This window comes from Halorubrum sp. GN12_10-3_MGM, assembly GCF_005435235.1.
Taxonomy (GTDB): Archaea; Halobacteriota; Halobacteria; order Halobacteriales; family Haloferacaceae; genus Halorubrum; species Halorubrum ezzemoulense.
Map to the genome: position 1 here is coordinate 72,280 of NZ_SGUB01000010.1, position 17,014 is coordinate 89,293.

At 69.5% G+C, this 17,014-nt stretch carries 18 protein-coding genes; 11 read left to right on the forward strand and 7 right to left on the reverse strand.

Annotated elements, in window-relative coordinates; all coding sequences use genetic code 11:
• The first annotated feature begins 35 nt into the window (after window positions 1-35).
• On the forward strand, window positions 36-338 hold the full coding sequence (locus EXE47_RS18945; protein ID WP_241997573.1) for a hypothetical protein: 303 nt from the start codon (window positions 36-38) through the stop codon (window positions 336-338).
• A 48-nt stretch (window positions 339-386) separates the two neighbouring features.
• Window positions 387-1,376 carry a S8 family serine peptidase gene (locus EXE47_RS09470; RefSeq protein ID WP_256370619.1) on the forward strand — a complete coding sequence of 330 codons (990 nt, stop codon included), beginning with the start codon at window positions 387-389 and terminating at the stop codon, window positions 1,374-1,376.
• 27 nt (window positions 1,377-1,403) lie between these two features.
• On the opposite strand, the gene EXE47_RS09475 is transcribed toward EXE47_RS09470, so the two are convergent.
• Window positions 1,404-3,134: a tRNA uridine(34) 5-carboxymethylaminomethyl modification radical SAM/GNAT enzyme Elp3 gene (locus tag EXE47_RS09475; RefSeq protein ID WP_137708239.1), complete on the reverse strand. Its 1,731-nt coding sequence runs from the start codon at window positions 3,132-3,134 to the stop codon at window positions 1,404-1,406.
• A gap of 126 nt (window positions 3,135-3,260) precedes the next feature.
• Here EXE47_RS09475 and thiC point away from each other — a divergent pair, with 126 nt between their 5' ends.
• The 4 genes from thiC (at window position 3,261) to EXE47_RS09495 (ending at window position 7,207) form a co-directional block, all read left to right on the forward strand.
• On the forward strand, window positions 3,261-4,697 hold the full coding sequence (gene thiC, locus EXE47_RS09480) for a phosphomethylpyrimidine synthase ThiC (protein WP_137708250.1): 1,437 nt from the start codon (window positions 3,261-3,263) through the stop codon (window positions 4,695-4,697).
• A 105-nt stretch (window positions 4,698-4,802) separates the two neighbouring features.
• On the forward strand, window positions 4,803-6,317 hold the full coding sequence (locus tag EXE47_RS09485) for a DUF790 family protein (protein ID WP_089307546.1): 1,515 nt from the start codon (window positions 4,803-4,805) through the stop codon (window positions 6,315-6,317).
• 84 nt (window positions 6,318-6,401) lie between these two features.
• A complete protein-coding gene (locus EXE47_RS09490; RefSeq protein ID WP_049929340.1) occupies window positions 6,402-6,935 on the forward strand; it encodes a DoxX family protein in 534 nt (177 codons plus the stop codon).
• A gap of 14 nt (window positions 6,936-6,949) precedes the next feature.
• Window positions 6,950-7,207, forward strand: coding sequence for a hypothetical protein (locus tag EXE47_RS09495; protein WP_241997575.1), 258 nt, complete (start codon window positions 6,950-6,952; stop codon window positions 7,205-7,207).
• A gap of 77 nt (window positions 7,208-7,284) precedes the next feature.
• On the opposite strand, the gene EXE47_RS09500 is transcribed toward EXE47_RS09495, so the two are convergent.
• Together EXE47_RS09500 and EXE47_RS09505 are read right to left on the reverse strand one after the other, a co-directional pair.
• Entirely contained in the window at window positions 7,285-7,836 is a 552-nt protein-coding gene (locus EXE47_RS09500) for a hypothetical protein (protein ID WP_086215556.1), read from the reverse strand.
• Complete coding sequence (locus EXE47_RS09505) at window positions 7,833-8,795, reverse strand: RsmB/NOP family class I SAM-dependent RNA methyltransferase (RefSeq protein ID WP_049929337.1); 963 nt, start codon at window positions 8,793-8,795, stop codon at window positions 7,833-7,835. Before EXE47_RS09505 ends, EXE47_RS09500 begins: the two co-directional genes overlap by 4 nt.
• Before the next feature lie 97 nt (window positions 8,796-8,892).
• Here EXE47_RS09505 and EXE47_RS09510 point away from each other — a divergent pair, with 97 nt between their 5' ends.
• Window positions 8,893-9,633 carry a proteasome assembly chaperone family protein gene (locus tag EXE47_RS09510; RefSeq protein ID WP_086219131.1) on the forward strand — a complete coding sequence of 247 codons (741 nt, stop codon included), beginning with the start codon at window positions 8,893-8,895 and terminating at the stop codon, window positions 9,631-9,633.
• A gap of 6 nt (window positions 9,634-9,639) precedes the next feature.
• On the opposite strand, the gene EXE47_RS09515 is transcribed toward EXE47_RS09510, so the two are convergent.
• Together EXE47_RS09515 and EXE47_RS09520 are read right to left on the reverse strand one after the other, a co-directional pair.
• Window positions 9,640-11,010 (reverse strand): isochorismate synthase MenF, encoded by a 1,371-nt coding sequence (locus EXE47_RS09515; RefSeq protein WP_049929335.1) that lies wholly within the window; start codon window positions 11,008-11,010, stop codon window positions 9,640-9,642.
• A 106-nt stretch (window positions 11,011-11,116) separates the two neighbouring features.
• The gene (locus tag EXE47_RS09520; RefSeq protein ID WP_049929334.1) at window positions 11,117-11,731 is read right to left on the reverse strand and encodes a sulfite oxidase-like oxidoreductase; all 615 of its coding nucleotides are present in this window, start codon (window positions 11,729-11,731) and stop codon (window positions 11,117-11,119) included.
• Between the two features lie 254 nt (window positions 11,732-11,985).
• On the opposite strand from EXE47_RS09520, the gene EXE47_RS09525 reads away from it, so the two are divergent.
• The 3 genes from EXE47_RS09525 (at window position 11,986) to EXE47_RS09535 (ending at window position 14,598) form a co-directional block, all read left to right on the forward strand.
• Window positions 11,986-12,201, forward strand: a complete 216-nt coding sequence (locus EXE47_RS09525; RefSeq protein ID WP_049929331.1) for a cell surface protein — start codon at window positions 11,986-11,988, stop codon at window positions 12,199-12,201.
• Window positions 12,202-12,295: 94 nt separating this feature from the next.
• Entirely contained in the window at window positions 12,296-12,574 is a 279-nt protein-coding gene (locus tag EXE47_RS09530) for a UPF0058 family protein (RefSeq protein ID WP_008442749.1), read from the forward strand.
• A 104-nt stretch (window positions 12,575-12,678) separates the two neighbouring features.
• Window positions 12,679-14,598, forward strand: coding sequence for a rhomboid family intramembrane serine protease (locus EXE47_RS09535; RefSeq protein ID WP_049929330.1), 1,920 nt, complete (start codon window positions 12,679-12,681; stop codon window positions 14,596-14,598).
• A 37-nt stretch (window positions 14,599-14,635) separates the two neighbouring features.
• Here EXE47_RS09535 and EXE47_RS09540 read toward each other — a convergent pair whose 3' ends face one another.
• Window positions 14,636-15,259, reverse strand: coding sequence for an METTL5 family protein (locus tag EXE47_RS09540; protein ID WP_049929329.1), 624 nt, complete (start codon window positions 15,257-15,259; stop codon window positions 14,636-14,638).
• Between the two features lie 3 nt (window positions 15,260-15,262).
• Window positions 15,263-15,661: a hypothetical protein gene (locus EXE47_RS09545; RefSeq protein ID WP_049929328.1), complete on the reverse strand. Its 399-nt coding sequence runs from the start codon at window positions 15,659-15,661 to the stop codon at window positions 15,263-15,265.
• Between the two features lie 335 nt (window positions 15,662-15,996).
• Here EXE47_RS09545 and EXE47_RS09550 point away from each other — a divergent pair, with 335 nt between their 5' ends.
• Window positions 15,997-16,950 carry a transcription initiation factor IIB family protein gene (locus tag EXE47_RS09550; RefSeq protein ID WP_006113981.1) on the forward strand — a complete coding sequence of 318 codons (954 nt, stop codon included), beginning with the start codon at window positions 15,997-15,999 and terminating at the stop codon, window positions 16,948-16,950.
• Window positions 16,951-17,014: the final 64 nt, after the last annotated feature.

Consider the following 17,014-nt stretch of genomic DNA (forward strand, 5'->3'; position numbering starts at 1 on the left):
AAATTATATTTTTGCGATGTCCGAGTGTCAAATACATGTCTAACCTTACCAAGAGAAAGTTTATCAAGGTGAGCGGGTCGGTGATCGGTGGTATCGCGGCCGGGACGACGGTAACCGCTGCGGCACGGACAGACAGGTTCATCGTCTCAACGAAGGGCAAGGCCGACCTGAGCGACCTGACGGTCGTCCACGAGATGCCCGGGATCAACTACGCGGTGGTCCAGGGCGACGAATCGGACGTGAAGCGGTCGGTCAAGAGCTACGAGGCGGACGTACGGATCGAACTCGACTCGCCGGGCGTGAACAAGGAGACGCCGACGCTGGACGCATCGGACTAAGAGGGACAGCCGGGAGACTTCCTCCAGTGGGACAAAGACAATCTCGACATTCCCGAGGCGCACGCGACGACCGAGGGCGAGGGGACTCGGGTCGCCGTGATCGACTCGGGCGTGCTCGAAACGCATCCGGACCTAGCCGGGCCACTAAACCTCGACCTCTCTCGGAACTTCACCGCCGACGGAGGCGATCACAACCCCGTCGGCAGCGACGACCACGGGACGCACGTCGCCGGGATCGTCGCCGCGGACAACGGCGGTGGTGTCGGTGTCAACGGAACGGCCCCGAAAACCGACCTCGTCGATTGTCGCGTGTTCTCCGGACCCACCGCCTCGTTCGGTGACATCCTCGCGGCGGTCGTCTACAGCGCGAACATCGACGCTGACGTGGCGAACCTCCCGCTGGGAGCGTACCCGATCCCGAGACAGGCGCAGGGGCAGTTCTACGGGAAGGTCCTCAACAGCGCGATGACGTACGCGAACAAAGAGGGGACGCTGCTCGTCATCGCGGCGGGCAACGACAGCGCCGACCTCCAGCACGACAAGAACTTCATCAGCCTCCCGAACGAGGGCGCGCAGGCGGTGTCGGTCGCCTCGACGGGGCCGATCGGATACGGGTGGGACGCGGACGGTGGCGGAGAGACAAGCGATCTGGTCGCCCCACCTGAGAGCCCGGCATTTTACACGAACTACGGGACGAACGCGGTCACGATCGCCGCGCCGGGCGGCGATGCCGACCAAACCGCGATCGGTACCGGCGTTCCGTGGTTCAATGACCTCGTGTTCAATACCGTGTTCAGCTACGTTGACACGGACGGAGACGACGAGCCCGACACACAGGTACCGGGTTACGGCTGGAAGGCCGGGACCTCGATGGCGGCCCCGAACGTCGCGGGCGCAGCGGCCCTCGTCAAGTCGGCGAACCCCGACTACAACGCGAACCAAGTCGAGGCCGCGCTGAAGAAGGCCGCCGAGGTGCCCGACGACTACGGGAAGGAGTACTACGGCGCCGGCTATCTGAACGTCGTCGACGCGCTCTGAAGTCGTCCGACGGACGCGTTTTCCCGACTACAGCCGCTTCGACACGTACGGCCCGTCCTGCCGGTAGCCGAGCTTGTTGCGGTAGTACTCGCGGGCGCCGATGCCGGAGATGACCGCGACCTTGTCGTAGCCCGCGTCGCGAGAGAGTTCCTCGGCGCGTTCGAGAAGCTTCGTCCCGTACCCCTTATGCTGCCAGTCGCCGTCGCCGCCGATGCCGACCTCGGTGCCGTACACGTGGAGCTCGCGGATCAGCGCGGCGTCTTCGAGCTCCGGCCGGGTCGGGTCGCTCTCGGTTCCCGGCGCGCCCGGCTGGTCGGGGGCGAACGAGGGGAACCGTAGTCGACAGAAGCCGACCAGGAGATCGCGGACGGGGTCCTCGAAGGCGATGAAGTGTTCCGTCCCGCCGCCGGCCTCGTAGGTGGTGACAGAGAGTTCGACATCGTCCGGGTCAGGGTCGGCGTCGTTGTGGCCGACTTCGCGGGCGCGGATGTCCCGCTGGACGATCCCCTTCTCCTCGGCGCGCTGGGCGGCGAGCTGTCGGAGGTTCGACTTCTGGACGCCCGCGTCGATGAAGTCGGCCGGGATGTCGCGCTGGACGCGCTGGAGCCGCGTGTACTTCGGGATGAGGTCCATCACGTCGGCGACGAGGTCGGCCGCCTCCTCGCTCGTGAGCGGGTCGAAGTCGTCGCGCCGCCACCGGTCGTACACCCGCGTCCCCTCGACGACGAGCGTGGGGTAGATCTTCAGGTAGTCGGGGCGCCAGTCGGGGTTCTCGAACAGCTGCCGGAAGTCCTCCAGACACATCTCGCGGGTCATCCCCGGCTGGCCCGGCATCATGTGGAAGCCGACTTTGAACGCGGCGTCGCGCAGGCGGCGGTTGGCGTTCCGGCTCGCCTCGTTGCCGTGGCCGCGGTGCATCTCGCGGTTGATCCGCTCGTAGGTGGTCTGGACGCCGACCTCGACCTTCGTGCCGCCGAGGTCGAGCATCCGGTCGATCTGCTCCGGGTCGCACCAGTCGGGCTTCGTCTCGAAGGTGGTGCCGATGTTGCGGATCGGATTCGTCTCGTTCTCGGCGATCACGTCTTCGAGGTACTCGAACTCGGTCTCCTCGGGCGCGGGCGCGAACGACTCGCCCTCCGCGGGCTCCGGCTCCTTGTCGAGGTCGTAGTCGTTCATCGCCTGGAGCGCGCGCTTGACGAACCACTCCTGGTAGTCGTGCGAGCGCGCGGTCATCGTCCCGCCCATGAGGATGAGCTCCACCTTGTCGACGGGGTGGCCGATCTTGCGGAGCTGTTCGAGCCGGAGCGTGACCTGCCCGTACGGGTCGTAGTCGTTCTGCTCGCCGCGGGCCGCCGCGGGCTCGTGGCCCGTGTACGACTGCGCGGAGGAGAACTCTGAGGCCGGGCCGCCCGGGCAGTAGAGGCACTTCCCGTGCGGGCACAGTTCGGGGGAAGTCATGATCGCCACGGGGGAGACCCCGGACGCGGTCCGGACGGGCTTGCGCTGGACCACCTCGATCACGTCGTCGCGGTGCTCCGTCGGTGCGTGGTCGAGGATCTCGGTGTTCTTCGGCACCTTGGGGGAGCCGAACTCCGAGCAGGCGTCGAGCTTGGCGCGTTCGAGGTCGTCGCGCTCGATCTCGCCGTCGAGGATCCTGTCGACGAGGTGTTCGCAGGTGCGGACGAACGCCTCGGAGTCGGTGGGGTCCCCGGAAGCGGCGTCGTCGGACTCGGCGTCGCCCGCCGCGTCGGTACTCATTACCCTCCGATCCGCGGGTTTCGGGGTTAAGCGTGTCGCACCCGGGCGCCGACTCGGTGCGCCGAGCCGTTTACCACAGAATATATTAGTTAGTGGTATTACCGAGTGATTATGCCAGCGACACAGATGGAGCGGGCGCGACGCGGCGAGGTCACCTCCGCGATCGAACGCGCGGCGGCGCGAGAGAACCGCGACCCGGAGTTCGTCCGCGAGGCGGTCGCCGAGGGGCGCGCGGTGATTCCGAACAACCACGCGCACGACGCGCTCGACCCGATGGTCATCGGCCGGGCGTTCGCCACGAAGGTCAACGCGAACATCGGGAACAGCGAGACGACGAGCGGCCGGGAGGAGGAGCTCGAAAAGCTCCACGCGGCGGTCCACTACGGCGCCGACACGGTGATGGACCTCTCGACGGGCGACGAGCTGGACGCGACCCGCGAGGCCAACGTCGCGCACTCGCCGGTGCCGGTCGGGACGGTCCCGATCTACGAGGCGGTCAAGCGGGCCGAGTCCGCCGAGGCGATCACCCGCGAGCTCCTGCTCGACGTCATCGAGAAACAGGCGCGGCAGGGCGTCGACTACATGACGGTCCACGCGGGGATACTGATGGAACACCTCCCGCTGACCGACGGCCGGAAGACGGGGATCGTCTCGCGAGGGGGGTCGATCCTCGCGCAGTGGATGGAGGAGAACGAGTCGCAGAACCCGCTGTACGCGAATTTCGAGGCAATATGTGAGATATTCGCCGAACACGACGTGACGGTCTCGCTCGGGGACGGCCTCCGGCCGGGCTGTGTGGCCGACGCGAGCGACGAGGCGCAGTTCGCCGAGCTCGACACCCTCGGAGACCTCACGCGGACCGCGTGGGACCACGGCGTCCAAGTAATGGTGGAGGGCCCCGGCCACGTCCCGCTGGACGATATCGCGGAGAACGTCGAGCGGCAGCAGGCGGTGTGCGACGGAGCGCCGTTCTACGTCCTCGGCCCGCTGGTGACGGACGTGGCGCCGGGGTACGACCACATCACGAGCGCGATCGGCGCGACCGAGGCCGCGCGGGCCGGCGCGGCCATGCTGTGCTATGTGACGCCGAAGGAGCACCTCGGACTGCCGGAGCCCGAGGACGTGCGGGACGGTCTCGCCGCGTATCGTATCGCGGCGCACGCGGCCGACGTGGCGAACGACCTCCCCGGCGCGCGCGACTGGGACGACGCGCTCTCTGAGGCGCGGTACGAGTTCGACTGGCGGCGCCAGTTCGACCTCGCGCTCGACCCCGAGCGCGCGCGGTCGTACCACGACCAGACGCTTCCGGGAGACAACTACAAGGAGGCCCGCTTCTGCTCGATGTGCGGCGCGGAGTTCTGCTCGATGCGGATCGATCAGGACGCCCGAGACGCGGACGGCGGGATGGCGTCGATAGCGGGATCAGAGGGGACGGACCTCGACGCGTCGCCGGCCGCGAGCGTGAACCTCCCGCCGGTCGGGACCCACGACACGAGCCGCGTGCCGGAGCGGATCGAGGTCGAGGGAGTGACGTTCACCCCGGAGACCACGGACGACGACTGATGCGGGCGGAGGGGCCGATGCGGGCGAGCCGCGGCCACAAGCGCGCGTCGGCGCGGGAGCGTCGAACCCGGCCGGTTTTAGGCCGCCACGCCCGTAGCCGCCGCCGTGCTACGGAAGGACCTCCTGCGCGTCTCCCGGGCGGGCGGCGGCTACCGCCCGCAGTTCACCGGGCGGGAACATCGGCCGCTCGCGGCGCGCGTCCTCGGGGCGTTCGAGTCGCACGTCGGCGAGCGCCGCGGCGACCTCGACGACGCGCTGGCGGACTTGGAGGCCGACGCGGCCGCGCGGAACGGCGACTTCAAGCTCGTCCGCGGGCTGGCGGCGCTCGTCGAGCGCGAGTGCGAGTTCGAGACGCGCGCGGCCGTCCCGCCGCGTCGCGTCCGGCGGGCCGCGTTCGAGGCCGCGGAGGCGGTCGGCGTCGCGAGCGAGGCGGAGCGAGAGACCGCGGTCGACCGCGCGGCCGACGCGCTTGGGATCGACTCGAGGGACGTGTCGGCGTCGCTGTACGCCGACCGCGACGTGAATCGGGTACTCGTCGACGCCGACGTGCGCTGGGACCCCGACACGCTGCTGGAGCAGTACGACCTCTCTCTGGCCCAGACTACGCTGTTCGACGCCACCGAGGTCAGAGTGCGGTCGAACGACCCGAAGCGGCTCGTCTCGGCGGTGAAGCGCCTGCGGCTGATGTACGAACTGGAGCAGACTCCCGAGGGCCGGGAGCTCGTCGTCACCGGGCCTGACGCGCTGTTCTCGCGCACCCGACGGTACGGGACCGCCTTCGCGAGACTGCTCCGGACCGCCGCGGAGTCCGCCGAGTGGTCGCTGGAGGCGACGATCGACGACCGCGGCCGCGAGCGAACGATGCGGCTCTCGGACGGTGACGTGACCGTGCCCGACGTGGAGCCGGTGGCGGAGCCCGACTTCGACAGCGGGGTCGAAGCGGACTTCGCCGGTCGGTTCCGCGGGCTCGACCTCGACTGGACCCTCGTCCGCGAGCCGGAACCCCTCGAAACCGGCGCGAGCGTCATGATCCCGGACTTCGCGTTCGACTACGACCACGCCGACTTCCGGCTGTTCTTCGAGGTCATGGGCTTCTGGACCCCCGAGTACGTCGAGAAGAAGCTCGGCCAACTCGCTGACGTGGAGGACGTGGACCTGCTCGTCGCGGTCGACGAGAGCCTTGGCGTCGGCGAGGAGGTAGCCGCACGCGACCACCGCGTCGTCACCTACTCGGGCGCGGTCCGCGTGAAGGACGTGGTCGACGTGCTCCGCGAGTACGAGGCCGAGTTCGTCGCGGACGCCGCCGCCGCCCTCCCGGACGCCTTCGAACCGGCGGACGACGTGCTCCCCCTGCGGGACCTCGCCGACCGACACGGCGTGAGCGAGGCGGCGGTGGAGGGCGGGCCGTTCCCCGCCCACGAGCTCGTCGGCCGCACGCTGGTCAGACCGGCGGTGTTGGAGCGAATCGACGACGATATCGACGACGGGGCGGCGCTGTCCACGGTGGAGGCGACGCTGGACGAGTACGGCGTCGACGACGCGAGCGCAACCCTCTCGACGCTCGGCTACCGAGTTGAGTGGGAGGGGCTCGGCGGCGGAACGGTGAGACGGAAGGAGTAGTCCGCGGTTCGCGAATTACTCGTCGGTGACATTGGAGATAGGTTTATATATCCTAACCGAACATTTTCGCAACCGAGGTTACGCATGGTCACGAACATCCAAACGCAGCTGCTGGGCAGAGACGTATCGTTCCCGGTCGAGGAGTCGCGCTTCGCCTACTGGCTCGTCGTCTTGCGTCTGATCGTCGGGTGGTGGTTCCTCCACGCGGGACTCGACAAGTTCCTCGCGTGGCCGTTCGACGCGAGCTGGTTCGTCGGCGGCGCGGCGGCGCAGACGAGCCTCGGCCCGGTGGTCACGCTGTTCTCCGACGGGATCCTGTTGTCGTTCACGAACATCATGGTCCCCTTGGGACAGACGCTGATCGGGTTGGGGCTGATCGTCGGCGCGCTGACGCGGCTGGCAGCGTTCTTCGGCGCGTTCCTGATGACGTTCTTCTACTTCATCAACGGCGAGACCGGCGGCTGGGCCCACGGCGTGATCACCGGCGACCTGCTCGGGCTGCTGATCTTCGCGATGATCGCCACGCTCGGGGCCGGGCGCGTGCTCGGCGTCGACGCCTACCTCGCGAAGACGTCGTTCGTCAGGGACCACCCGCGGCTGCGGTACTTAATCGGCTAACGAGGTGACGACGCATGAGCCAACTCACTACCATGGAACGAGTCGGACTGTACGGCGGCGGCGCGCTCATCCTGATCGGCACGGTCGGGATGGGGCTGCTCGAGATAATCGCGGGGGTGCCGCACCCGGTGTCGGGAGAGGGACAGGTCGTCCACGAGACGCTGATAAGCCTCAGCGTCCGGTCGTACACCATCCTGCTGGGGCTGCTGCTACTGGCGGCGTACGGAATCACCAACCTCGCCACCAAACCGCCGGAGGACACGTCGATCTGACCCGCACGACCCGCTGGAGCGCCGTCGAACCGCGGCGCTCCGACGACTAACTTTTTACCGAACGCCGGGAGGGCCGCTCACTCCACGACCGGCAGGTCCGCCCGGCTCCCCTTCGGGACCACGGAGCGCAGCTCGTCGTAGAGGTACAGCCCAACCCCGATCGGGACCGACTCGCCCGCGACCTCGTGGGTCGCGATCAGGTAGCCCCAGTCGCCGTCCCACTCGGGGAGGTCTTGGTCGTCACCCGCCGCGAACCGGGACGCCTGCGCCGGGTCCAGTTCGATCGCGTTCTTGGTCGCGAGATGACCGAACCGCGAGACCGCCCGGCCGGTCGGCTTCCAGTGGTCCTGTCGCGTGCGCAGGAAGGTCATCCCGATCGCCTCGACCTCGCTGGGGTCGGTCGCCTCGCCGTTGAAGATCCAGATCTTCCCCGCGCCCTTCTCCCAGAAGGAGTACTCCGCGAACACCTCGGGGTCGATCCCGAACCGCTCCTCCCACCAGTCGAGGACCTCTGCGCGGCTCGCACGGCCCTCGACCTCGCGGTCCGCAGGGGTCGCGGGGAGCCGGTCGAACCGCTGGCCGTCGTTGGTGGGGGCGTCGCCCGCCTCTCCGCCGGTCTCGTCGCTCACGCGTCCACCACCCCGTCGGCGGCGGCCGCGCTATCGGTCTCATCGCCCGCCGCGCCGCCGACTCGAAGCTTCGCGCAGAAGAAGCCGCCCGTGTCGTTGCGGTGGGGGTAGATCCGCTGCGCGCGCGTCACCGACTCGTCGTACGTCTCCCCCTCCCACTCGGTCACGCCGGGGTCGGCGTCGAGCGGCAGGTCGAACTCGACCAGTTCGCAGTCCTCGTTCGCGAGGACGTGGTCGAGGACGGCCTCGTTCTCCTCGGGCGCGAACGTACACGTGGAGTAGACGACGACGCCGCCGGGGCGGGTCGCCTGGACGGCCCTCGCCAGGACGCCCTTCTGGATGCCGGCGACCGCGTGGACGTGGTCGAGCGTCCACTGGTCGAGGACGTCCGGGTTCTTCCGGCACGTACCCTCACAGGAGCAGGGCGCGTCGACCAACGCGCGGTCGAACTCGTCGAACGCCAGCGGCTTCGTCGAGAAGTTGCGGGCGTCCTGGTTCGTGACGATCGCGTTCGTGATCCCGAGGCGCTCGGCGTTGTGCCGGAGCGCGGAGAGGCGCCCGAGGTTGTTGTCGTTGGCGACGACGGTCCCCTCGTCGTCCATCGCGTCGGCGATCTGGGTGGTCTTGCTGCCGGGCGCCGCGCAGGCGTCCCAGACGCGCTCGCCGGGTCGCGGGTCGAGGGCGAGCGTCGGCAGCACGGACACCTCCTCCTGCCCGTGAGTCCAGCCGTGGACGTACGGCCAGTTGCCGCCGGGGTTGCCGTCGGGGAGCCGGAAGAGGCCGTCGTGCCAGTCGACGGGCTCGTAAGCGACGCCCGACTCGTCGAACGCCTCGCGGACGCGGGCCGGCGTCGCCGCGATCCCGTTCGTGCGCACGACCGAGGGGAGGGGCCGGTCGCACGCCGCCCGGAACGCGTCGACGTCGTCGACGAGCGACTCGTATCGGTCGAGCGGATTCATGGCCCCCCTTTCGCGTCGGGCCGTTAGACCGTTTCGGGACGCGCGAGGTGCCTCCCGCCGCCGCACCTTTAGGTCGACCCCGGGCGTACGGCCGCACATGGCACGCATCTCCGTCCTCGACGACGGCGTCTCGCTGGACGAGCCGACGCTGATAGAGGGGTTCCCCGGCGTCGGGCTCGTCGGGAAAATCGCGACGGACCACCTGATCGACGCCCACGGGATGACCCACTACGCGAACGTCCACTGCGACGGGCTCCCGCCGGTGACCGTCTACCGCGAGTCCGAGACGGCCGCGACGACCCCGGTCCGGCTGTACGCCGACTCCGAGCTGGATCTCGTCGCGCTGCGCAGCGACGTCCCCGTGAACCCGGGGGCGGCGACGGAGGTCGCGGCCTGCCTCGGCTCGTGGTTCGACGAGATCGACCTGTTCCCGGTGTTCCTCTCCGGCCTCGGCCGCGAGAAGGACGAGGAGCCCCCGGAGCTGTACGGGATCGCGACCGGGAACGGCGCCGAGGCGCTGGACCGCGCCGAGGTGTCGGAGCCGTCGGAGTCCGGGCTCGTCTCCGGGCCAACGGGCGCGATGCTGGCGGCCGCGCTGGAGGACGACCGCGACGCGGTCGGGCTCGTCGTCGAGTCCGACCCGCAGTTCCCCGACCCCGAGGCGGCGCGGGCGCTCATCGTCGACGGCATCGACCCGATCGCGGGGATCGAGACGCCGACCGACGGGCTCGTGGAGCAGGCGACGGAGATCCGGAACGCGAAGCGCCAGCTCGCAGAGCAGATGCGACAGGCGACCGAGGAAAGCACGCAGGCCGAGCCGCTGAAGATGTTCCAGTAGGCGGGGTCAATCCGCTGCGTCGCCCTCCAGCTCGTCGAGGATCGGCCGGTACTTCAGCTGGACCTCGTCCCACTCGCGGTCGGGGTCGGAGTCGGAGACGACGCCGACGCCGGCGAACAGCGTGGCTCGACGGCGGGTTCCGACCGCGGACCGGATCGCGACCGCGAACGCGCCGTTGCCGGCGGCGTCGATCCAGCCCACCGGCGCGGCGTACCAGCCGCGGTCGAACGGCTCTGTCTCGCGGATCGTCGCCAGCGCGCGGTCCGGCGGGAGCCCGCCGACCGCCGGGGTGGGGTGGAGCGCCTCGACGAGTTCGAGGACGTGTCGGTCCGCGTCGAGCTCGGCGGTGATCGGCGTGTGGAGGTGTTGGACGGTCGCGAGTCGTCGAACCCGACGCTCGCCCGCGGAGACCGACGCGGCGAACGGCTCAAGCTGGTCGCGGACCGTCTCCGCGACCAGCTCGTGCTCGTGAACGTTCTTCTCGTCGTCGAGGAGCTCGCGCGCGAGCCACTCGTCCTCGCTCGGCGTCTCGCCGCGGCCGGTCGTCCCGGCGAGCGCGTCGGTCTCGACGGTCCGCCCCCGCAGCGAGACGAGTCGCTCCGGCGTGGCGCCGAAGAAGGCGCTCTCCCCCGCGGCGGGCTCGAACCAGTAGCGGTGGCAGTCGGGGTACTTCTCGGCGAGGCGTTCGAGGGTGGCCGCCCGCGGGAAGTCGGCCGCGAGGTCGGCCTCCAGCGCCTGCGCCAACACCACCTTCTGAAGGTCGCCGTCGGCGATCCTGTCGACCGCGGCGCCGACGCTCTCGCGCCACGCGTCGCGGCTCGTCGTCCGGCGGCTCTCGCGGATCCCCGGGCGAGGGGGCCGGGAGCCGGCGGCCGCGGTCGGCGACCCGGCGTCGACGGCGTCGAGGGCGGCGAACCGGTCGACCTCGCGGGCGAGCCGGTCCTCGACGGCGTCGACGCCGGCGTCCGGCCCGACCGCGTTGACCGTGAGCCACGCGCCGTTGTCGGCGTAGGTCAGCTGGACCCGCGGCAGGACGAACCGGGCCTCCGGAAACGGCGCCCACGGCTCGCCGTCGCAGGCGCCCTCGTGGAAGGCGAACCCGCCGAACACGCGGGGGCGGGCCGCCTCGGTGCCGGCGTGGACGTCGCCGGACTCGAACAGCTCCGTCGCCGACTCGCGGATCGCCGCGAACCGGTCGCCCCCGGACGCGGTCAGCGTCGCGGCCTCGCCGCCGCCGATCACCAGCGCGTCGTCCGGCGCGCTCCACGTCGTGCGCGGGGTGGGAAGCGCCTCGAACGCCGCCGCGAACGCCGGCTCGACGACCTCGGTGGTCCGGCTGACCAGCGGCGACGACGACCGCGAACGCGCCTGTTCCATGCGTATCGAGTCGGGGACGTGGACCCTTTATCCTGACTATCGGGGCGGAGGACCGGGGGAACTCGGGCGACGACGCGGACGGGCCGAGCGCGACCCCGGGGGGCGCTCAGCTGTAGCGCTCCTCGTTCCAAGGGTTCGCCGTGTCGCTGTACCCCCGCTTCTCCCAGTAGCCGAGTTCGGGCTCGGTGAGGAACTCGACGCCCGAGACCCACTTCGCGCCCTTGTACGCGTACTTGTGCGGCGTGACGACGCGGATGGGGCCGCCGTGGTCGGCCGGGAGGTCGTCGCCGTCGTAGCCGTAGGTGAGCTGGACGCCCGGCTTCGTACACTCGTCGAGCGGGAGGTCGGTCGTGTAGCCGTCGAGCGCGTGGAACATGACGTGTTCGGCGTCGTCGCGGACGCCGGCGCGCTCGGCGAGGTCGGCGAAGGAGACGCCCGTGAACTCGCAGTCGAACTTACTCCAGCCGGTCACGCAGTGGAAGTCCTGTCGCTGGGTGACCGACGGGAGGTCGCGGAACTCGTCGAGCGAGAGGGAGAGCGGCTCCTCGACTGCGCCCCACACCTCGAACTCGAACGTCTCCGGGTCCCACGAGGGCGTCCCGCTCTTCGAGAGGACCGGGAAGCCGTCCGTCTCGCGCTGGCCCGGAGGGAGTCTGTCGTCGCCGTACTCGCGGTAGAGGTCGGTGAGGTCCTCGGCCGCGTCGACGCCGGAATCGGTCATGAACCGCCGTTCGGCCCGGACCGACGTATGAATGTCGCTCTCAGAGGACGCGCTGGGGACCCGCGAGTGTCGCCCTCGAACGGCACGGACGCCCGGCGGCGAGACACCGGTACCGCTCGGCGGGGGATTCGCACAAACCTAACCGACCTTCAGAAGATAAAAAATGAGCTTTCGAGTCTCTGCTTTGAGTTTTCATATCTCCGGATCTGCGACGCCAATTTTATATACGCCATGCCACAAGACCCGGACAGCAAATGCCACAAGTGAAGATAACCGTGCCGGAGCATCTGGAGATGCAGATCGCCCAGATGGTCGAGGAAGGAGAGTTCCTCAACCGCGAGGAGGCGGTCGAGGAGCTGTTGTCGACCGGCATCAAGGCGTACAAGACGAGCGGCCCGCGAGACGACGACGACTCCAACGGGTTCGAGGACGAGGGGATGATGGGCCACGAAGACGAGTACGTCTTCTGACCGCGCGGCTCCCTCGGTCAAGGTCTCCGGGGCGCAGAACCGTGCGTACCGCCCTCAACAACGCTTAAAGGGCCTACGACCCGTATCCGTGGGTATGCACAAGGACGAGCTGCTTGAGCTTCACGAACAGATGGTGACGATCATGGAGCACTTCCGCGCGCAGGAGACGGTCGACGGGTCGCTGTTCGACCCCTACGACGAGCTCGAAGTCGACCCCTCCCACGTCCACAAATCGAAGAGCGAACACAAACACGCCGTGTTCGTCCTCGGTAACGCCTTAGCGAACGCGATGAGCGAAGACGAGTTCTCGCCCGCCGGCCGCGTCGGCAAGCGGATGGAGGAGCTGGCCGACGACGCCGAGAACAAGATCTGACCCGTCGGACGCTTTCGCCCGCCCGCTCGACCTCGCATTACGCCCGACCCCGTACCGCGCTCGACCCCCGTTATTGATGTGTGCGCGGCCCCGTCGAACCTGACATGGTCGCGGACGCGCTGGCGTCGGACGCCGTCCACCTCGCCGCCGGCGGCGTCGCCGTCGCCGTCGCGCTCGCCGCGGTGTTCCTCGCGGATCGACGAGGGGCCGACTGGACGCGGACGCTCCGCTCGCGGCTCCTGCTCGGTGTCCCGTGGGGGACGCTCCTCGTTGTCGCCGGCGTGATCGGAGTGTACCTGTTCGTCCAGTCCGGAATCGACGACCCGAACCGACCGGTCGTGATCCCGTTCCGGTCGTGGTCGTACTTCTACCCGGAGGGGCTCGTCTGGTCCAGCTTCGCGCACGCGGGCCGCGGACACATCACCGGGAACCTCCTCTCCGCGCTCGTCGCGGGGAGCCTCGCGGAGTACGCGTACGGCCACTTCCCCGAGGGACGCGAGGTCGGCGACCGGGAGCGGGCCGCCGTCCGGTCCCGCCGACTCCCGGATCGCCTGCGAGGTCTCCCGGGTCGAGTCCGTGAGATGCCGAGTCGGGCCCGACGGCTACCGAGCCGGATCCGCGCCGTCGAATCCCCCGGCGAGAACCCCTACGTCCGTGCGTTCCTGATCGTCCCCGGCGCGGCGGTCGCGTTCGGCCTCGTCTCCGCGCTGTTCGCGTTGGGGCCCGTGATCGGCTTCTCCGTCGTCGTGTTCGCGTACTGGGGGTTCGCGCTCGTCACGCGTCCCGTCGCCGCGGTCGTCGCCACGACGGGAACGGCGCTCGTCGGCGTCGTCTACGACGCCCTCCGGACGCCGGTGGCGTTCGCCGAGGCGTCCCCATCCTACGGCGCCCCGGGGTGGGCGAACGTCGCGATCCAAGGGCATGCGCTCGGGCTCATCGGCGGCGCCCTCGTCGCCGTCGTACTCCTGCGGCGGCGGCGGACTCGAGGGGGGGACGACGGAAAACGCAGCGAGGACCGCGACGCGGGCGCGACCCCCGGTCGGTGGCGGTTCCATCCGAATACCGCGCCGGACCACGACGGGTCGCGCGCGGACGCGTCGGAGCGCACCGCGCTCGTCGTCTTCGGGGCGCTCCTGCTGTTCGGCGCCTCGCGTCGGCTGTGGGCGGTGTACTGGTACCTCGGCAACGAGCGGTACGAGCTGTACCGCGCGGTCGGCGTTGGGCTGCTCGCCCTGCTGGCCGCGATCGTCGCCGTCGCGGCCGCCTCGCGCGACGACCCGCTCTGGCCGTCCCGAGCGGTGCCGAAGCCCGAGACGCTCAGAGACGGGATCCGGTCGTCGACGCCGGCGGCGGTCGGACTGGTCCTGCTCACGGCGGCGCTGGCGGCCGTCGCGGGGCCGGCCGTCGTGCCGAACCTCGTCACGGTCGAGGACGGCGACCTCCCGGGCAACCCGATCGAGGTCGAGGGGTATCAGGTGACCTACGCGGAGAACGTCGAGGACCGACTCGTGGGCGTCGTCGACGTGGAAGCGTTCGGGCGCTCGACGTCGGTCAACACGTCGGGGGTGATCGTCAGCGACCCCGACCGCGAGATATGGACGACCGCCGTCTCGAAGGGGAACCTCGCGTTCTGGGGGTACCGCGCGGTCGACGTGGGGGGCACCGGCTGGCGGGAGACCGTCTGGGTTCAGCGGGTCGGCTGGGTCGCCGCGAACGGCGGTCCGGCGTACCGGGTCGACGTGGTCAGGAACGAGACGAGACGGACGCTGTTCACGAGCGACCCCGCCCGGGCTGAGCCCCGGATCGACGGGCGGAACGTCGTCATCGCGGCCACGCCCGACGGGTTCGAACTGACGGTTGCCGGCGGCAGCGGGAACAACGTCACGGCGCCGCTCCCGGCCGCGAACGAGACCGAGACCGTCCGCGGGATCACGTTCGTTCGCGAGGGCAACGCCGTGTTCGCGCAGCGCGGCGAGACGCGAGTGCGGGTCGCACAGCGGGAGCGGTACGAGGGACGGCGGTAGCCCGCGCCGGCGGGCCGGGAAGAGAGCGTCCGGCCCCCTACGACCACTCGATCCGGTACACTTCGGTGTCGATGTCGCGCGCCTCGTCGGTGTGGTGATCAAACTGTGCGTCGATCCGGAACTCGGCCGCGAACGCGTGCGTCACCTCGCCGCCCTCGTCGGCGGCGAACGCCTCGACGAACTTCCGGCTACCGGCGTTGTGGACCGAGTAAGAGACTTCGGCGAGGTCGCTCGCGACCGCGAGGAACTCCCGATCGGCGTTGCGGTTTCCGTCCTGTGCGCCGAACGGCGGGTTCATGACGACGGTCGCGGGCTCGGAGACCGCGAGCGGCGGGCGGGTCGCGTCGCCGCGAACCCAGTGGACCGGCGCGCTGGCGGCGACGCGGCGCTCGTTCCCTCGGGCGGTCGCGAGCGCGCCCCCGTCGAGTTCGAGGCCGACGACGCGGGCGGGGCCGCGAAGCGCCGCCGCCAGCGCGAGCATCCCCGTGCCGGCGCCGAGGTCGAGCACGGTCCGCCCCTCGACGTCGCCGTGGAGGTCCGCCAGGTGGACGACGTGGGCGGCCAGCTCCGGCGGCGTCGGGTACTGTTCGAGGGCGGCGTCGGGGCGCTCGAAGCCGGCGACGACGCCGAGCTTGGTCGCGAGCGAGCGCTTCGTCGCCATCGGTCAGGCGCCGCCGGCGTCCGCGCCCACCCGGACGAGTTCGACGCCCTCGCGGTCGGCCCGCTCGGCGAGCGCCGCGAGCGCCGTGCGGGCCTCTTCGCGAACTTCGCCGGTGACGCTGACCTCGATCCGGCCGGCGCCGAGGAACGCCGCGGCGCGGAGGAGCCCGCGCAGTCGGTCGACCTCGCGCTGTCGCTCGAGGGTGCTCTCGGTGTCGAACTCGGCTTCGGCGGCGACCGCGGCGGGCTGGTAGCCGCGGGCCGCGAGCCCCCGCTTGAGGTCGCGGAGGTGCTCGGGCGCGGTGCTGTCGAGGTCCGCCGCGTCGATGACGACGGGATCGACGTCGGCCGGGCGACAGCCGCGAAGCGTGCGTTCGACGCCGGGCGGGGAAGTCGTACTCATACACGCCTATTGGTATAGGTTATACAAAAATCTTCTTGAATGTTTAAGAGTAATAAACTTGGGCACCGGGGGTAAGACCGACGGAGCTGGCGAGAGGTGGGCGTCAAACGACGCCCGAGGCTCGACCGGGGCTCCGTCCACGGTCACGTTTCGTGCGTCTCGGTGCGGGTGGCCGGGCGACGGTAGGGCAGCCATCGATGTGTATTCTGTTCGCTAATCTGCTATTAATCCCTCTCTAACGTCCGAAAACGCGATTTTACGTCGGTTCGAGAACCGTCAGGATCGATGATAGGGGTGGACAAGGCTTAAATGCGCGACTGACCAGAAACCTTTTAATGGAACGTCCGAGTCGCCAGCGGCAACAGGAGCGGGACACGGAGCAGGAAACGGACGAATCGACGGTCTCCTGTCCGGAGTGTGACTCGGAGAACATCGTCACCGACGCCGATCAAGAGCTCGTCTGCGAGGACTGCGGGCTCGTCTTGGACGAGCGGAACATCGACCGCGGGCCGGAGTGGCGCGCGTTCAACCACAACGAGCGGCAGTCGAAATCCCGGGTCGGCGCGCCGATCACGGAGACGATGCACGATAAGGGACTGACGACGACGATCGACTGGAAGGACAAGGACGCGTACGGGCGGTCGCTCTCCTCCGAGAAGCGCTCGCAGATGCACCGACTGCGGAAGTGGCAGGAGCGGATCCGGACCAAGGACGCGGGCGAGCGCAACCTCCAGTTCGCGCTCTCTGAGATCGACCGCATGGCGAGCGCGCTCGGCGTTCCCCGGTCGGTACGGGAGGTCGCCTCGGTCATCTATCGACGCGCGCTCAACGAGGACCTCATCCGCGGCCGCTCCATCGAGGGCGTCTCCACCGCCGCCCTCTACGCCGCCTGCCGGCAGGAGGGCATCCCCCGGAGCCTCGACGAGGTCGCAGACGTGTCGCGGGTTCCGCAGAAGGAGATCGGCCGGACGTACCGCTACATCTCCCAGGAGCTCGGCCTAGAGCTGAAGCCGGTCGATCCCAAACAGTTCGTCCCCCGGTTCGCGTCCGCGCTCCAGCTCTCCGAGGAGGTCCAGTCGAAGGCGACCGAGATCATCGATGTCTCAGCCGAGCAGGGGCTGCTCTCCGGGAAGTCCCCCACCGGTTTCGCGGCCGCCGCCATCTACGCCGCCTCGCTGCTCTGTAACGAGAAGAAGACCCAGCGCGAGGTCGCCGACGTGGCGCAGGTCACCGAGGTCACCATCCGGAACCGGTACCAAGAGCAGATCGAAGCGATGGGCTTCCGTTAGGCGGTCGGCCGGTCGAGACCCCGGAGTTCGTCCCGTCTCGGGATCTGAACAGTTGGATCGGGTT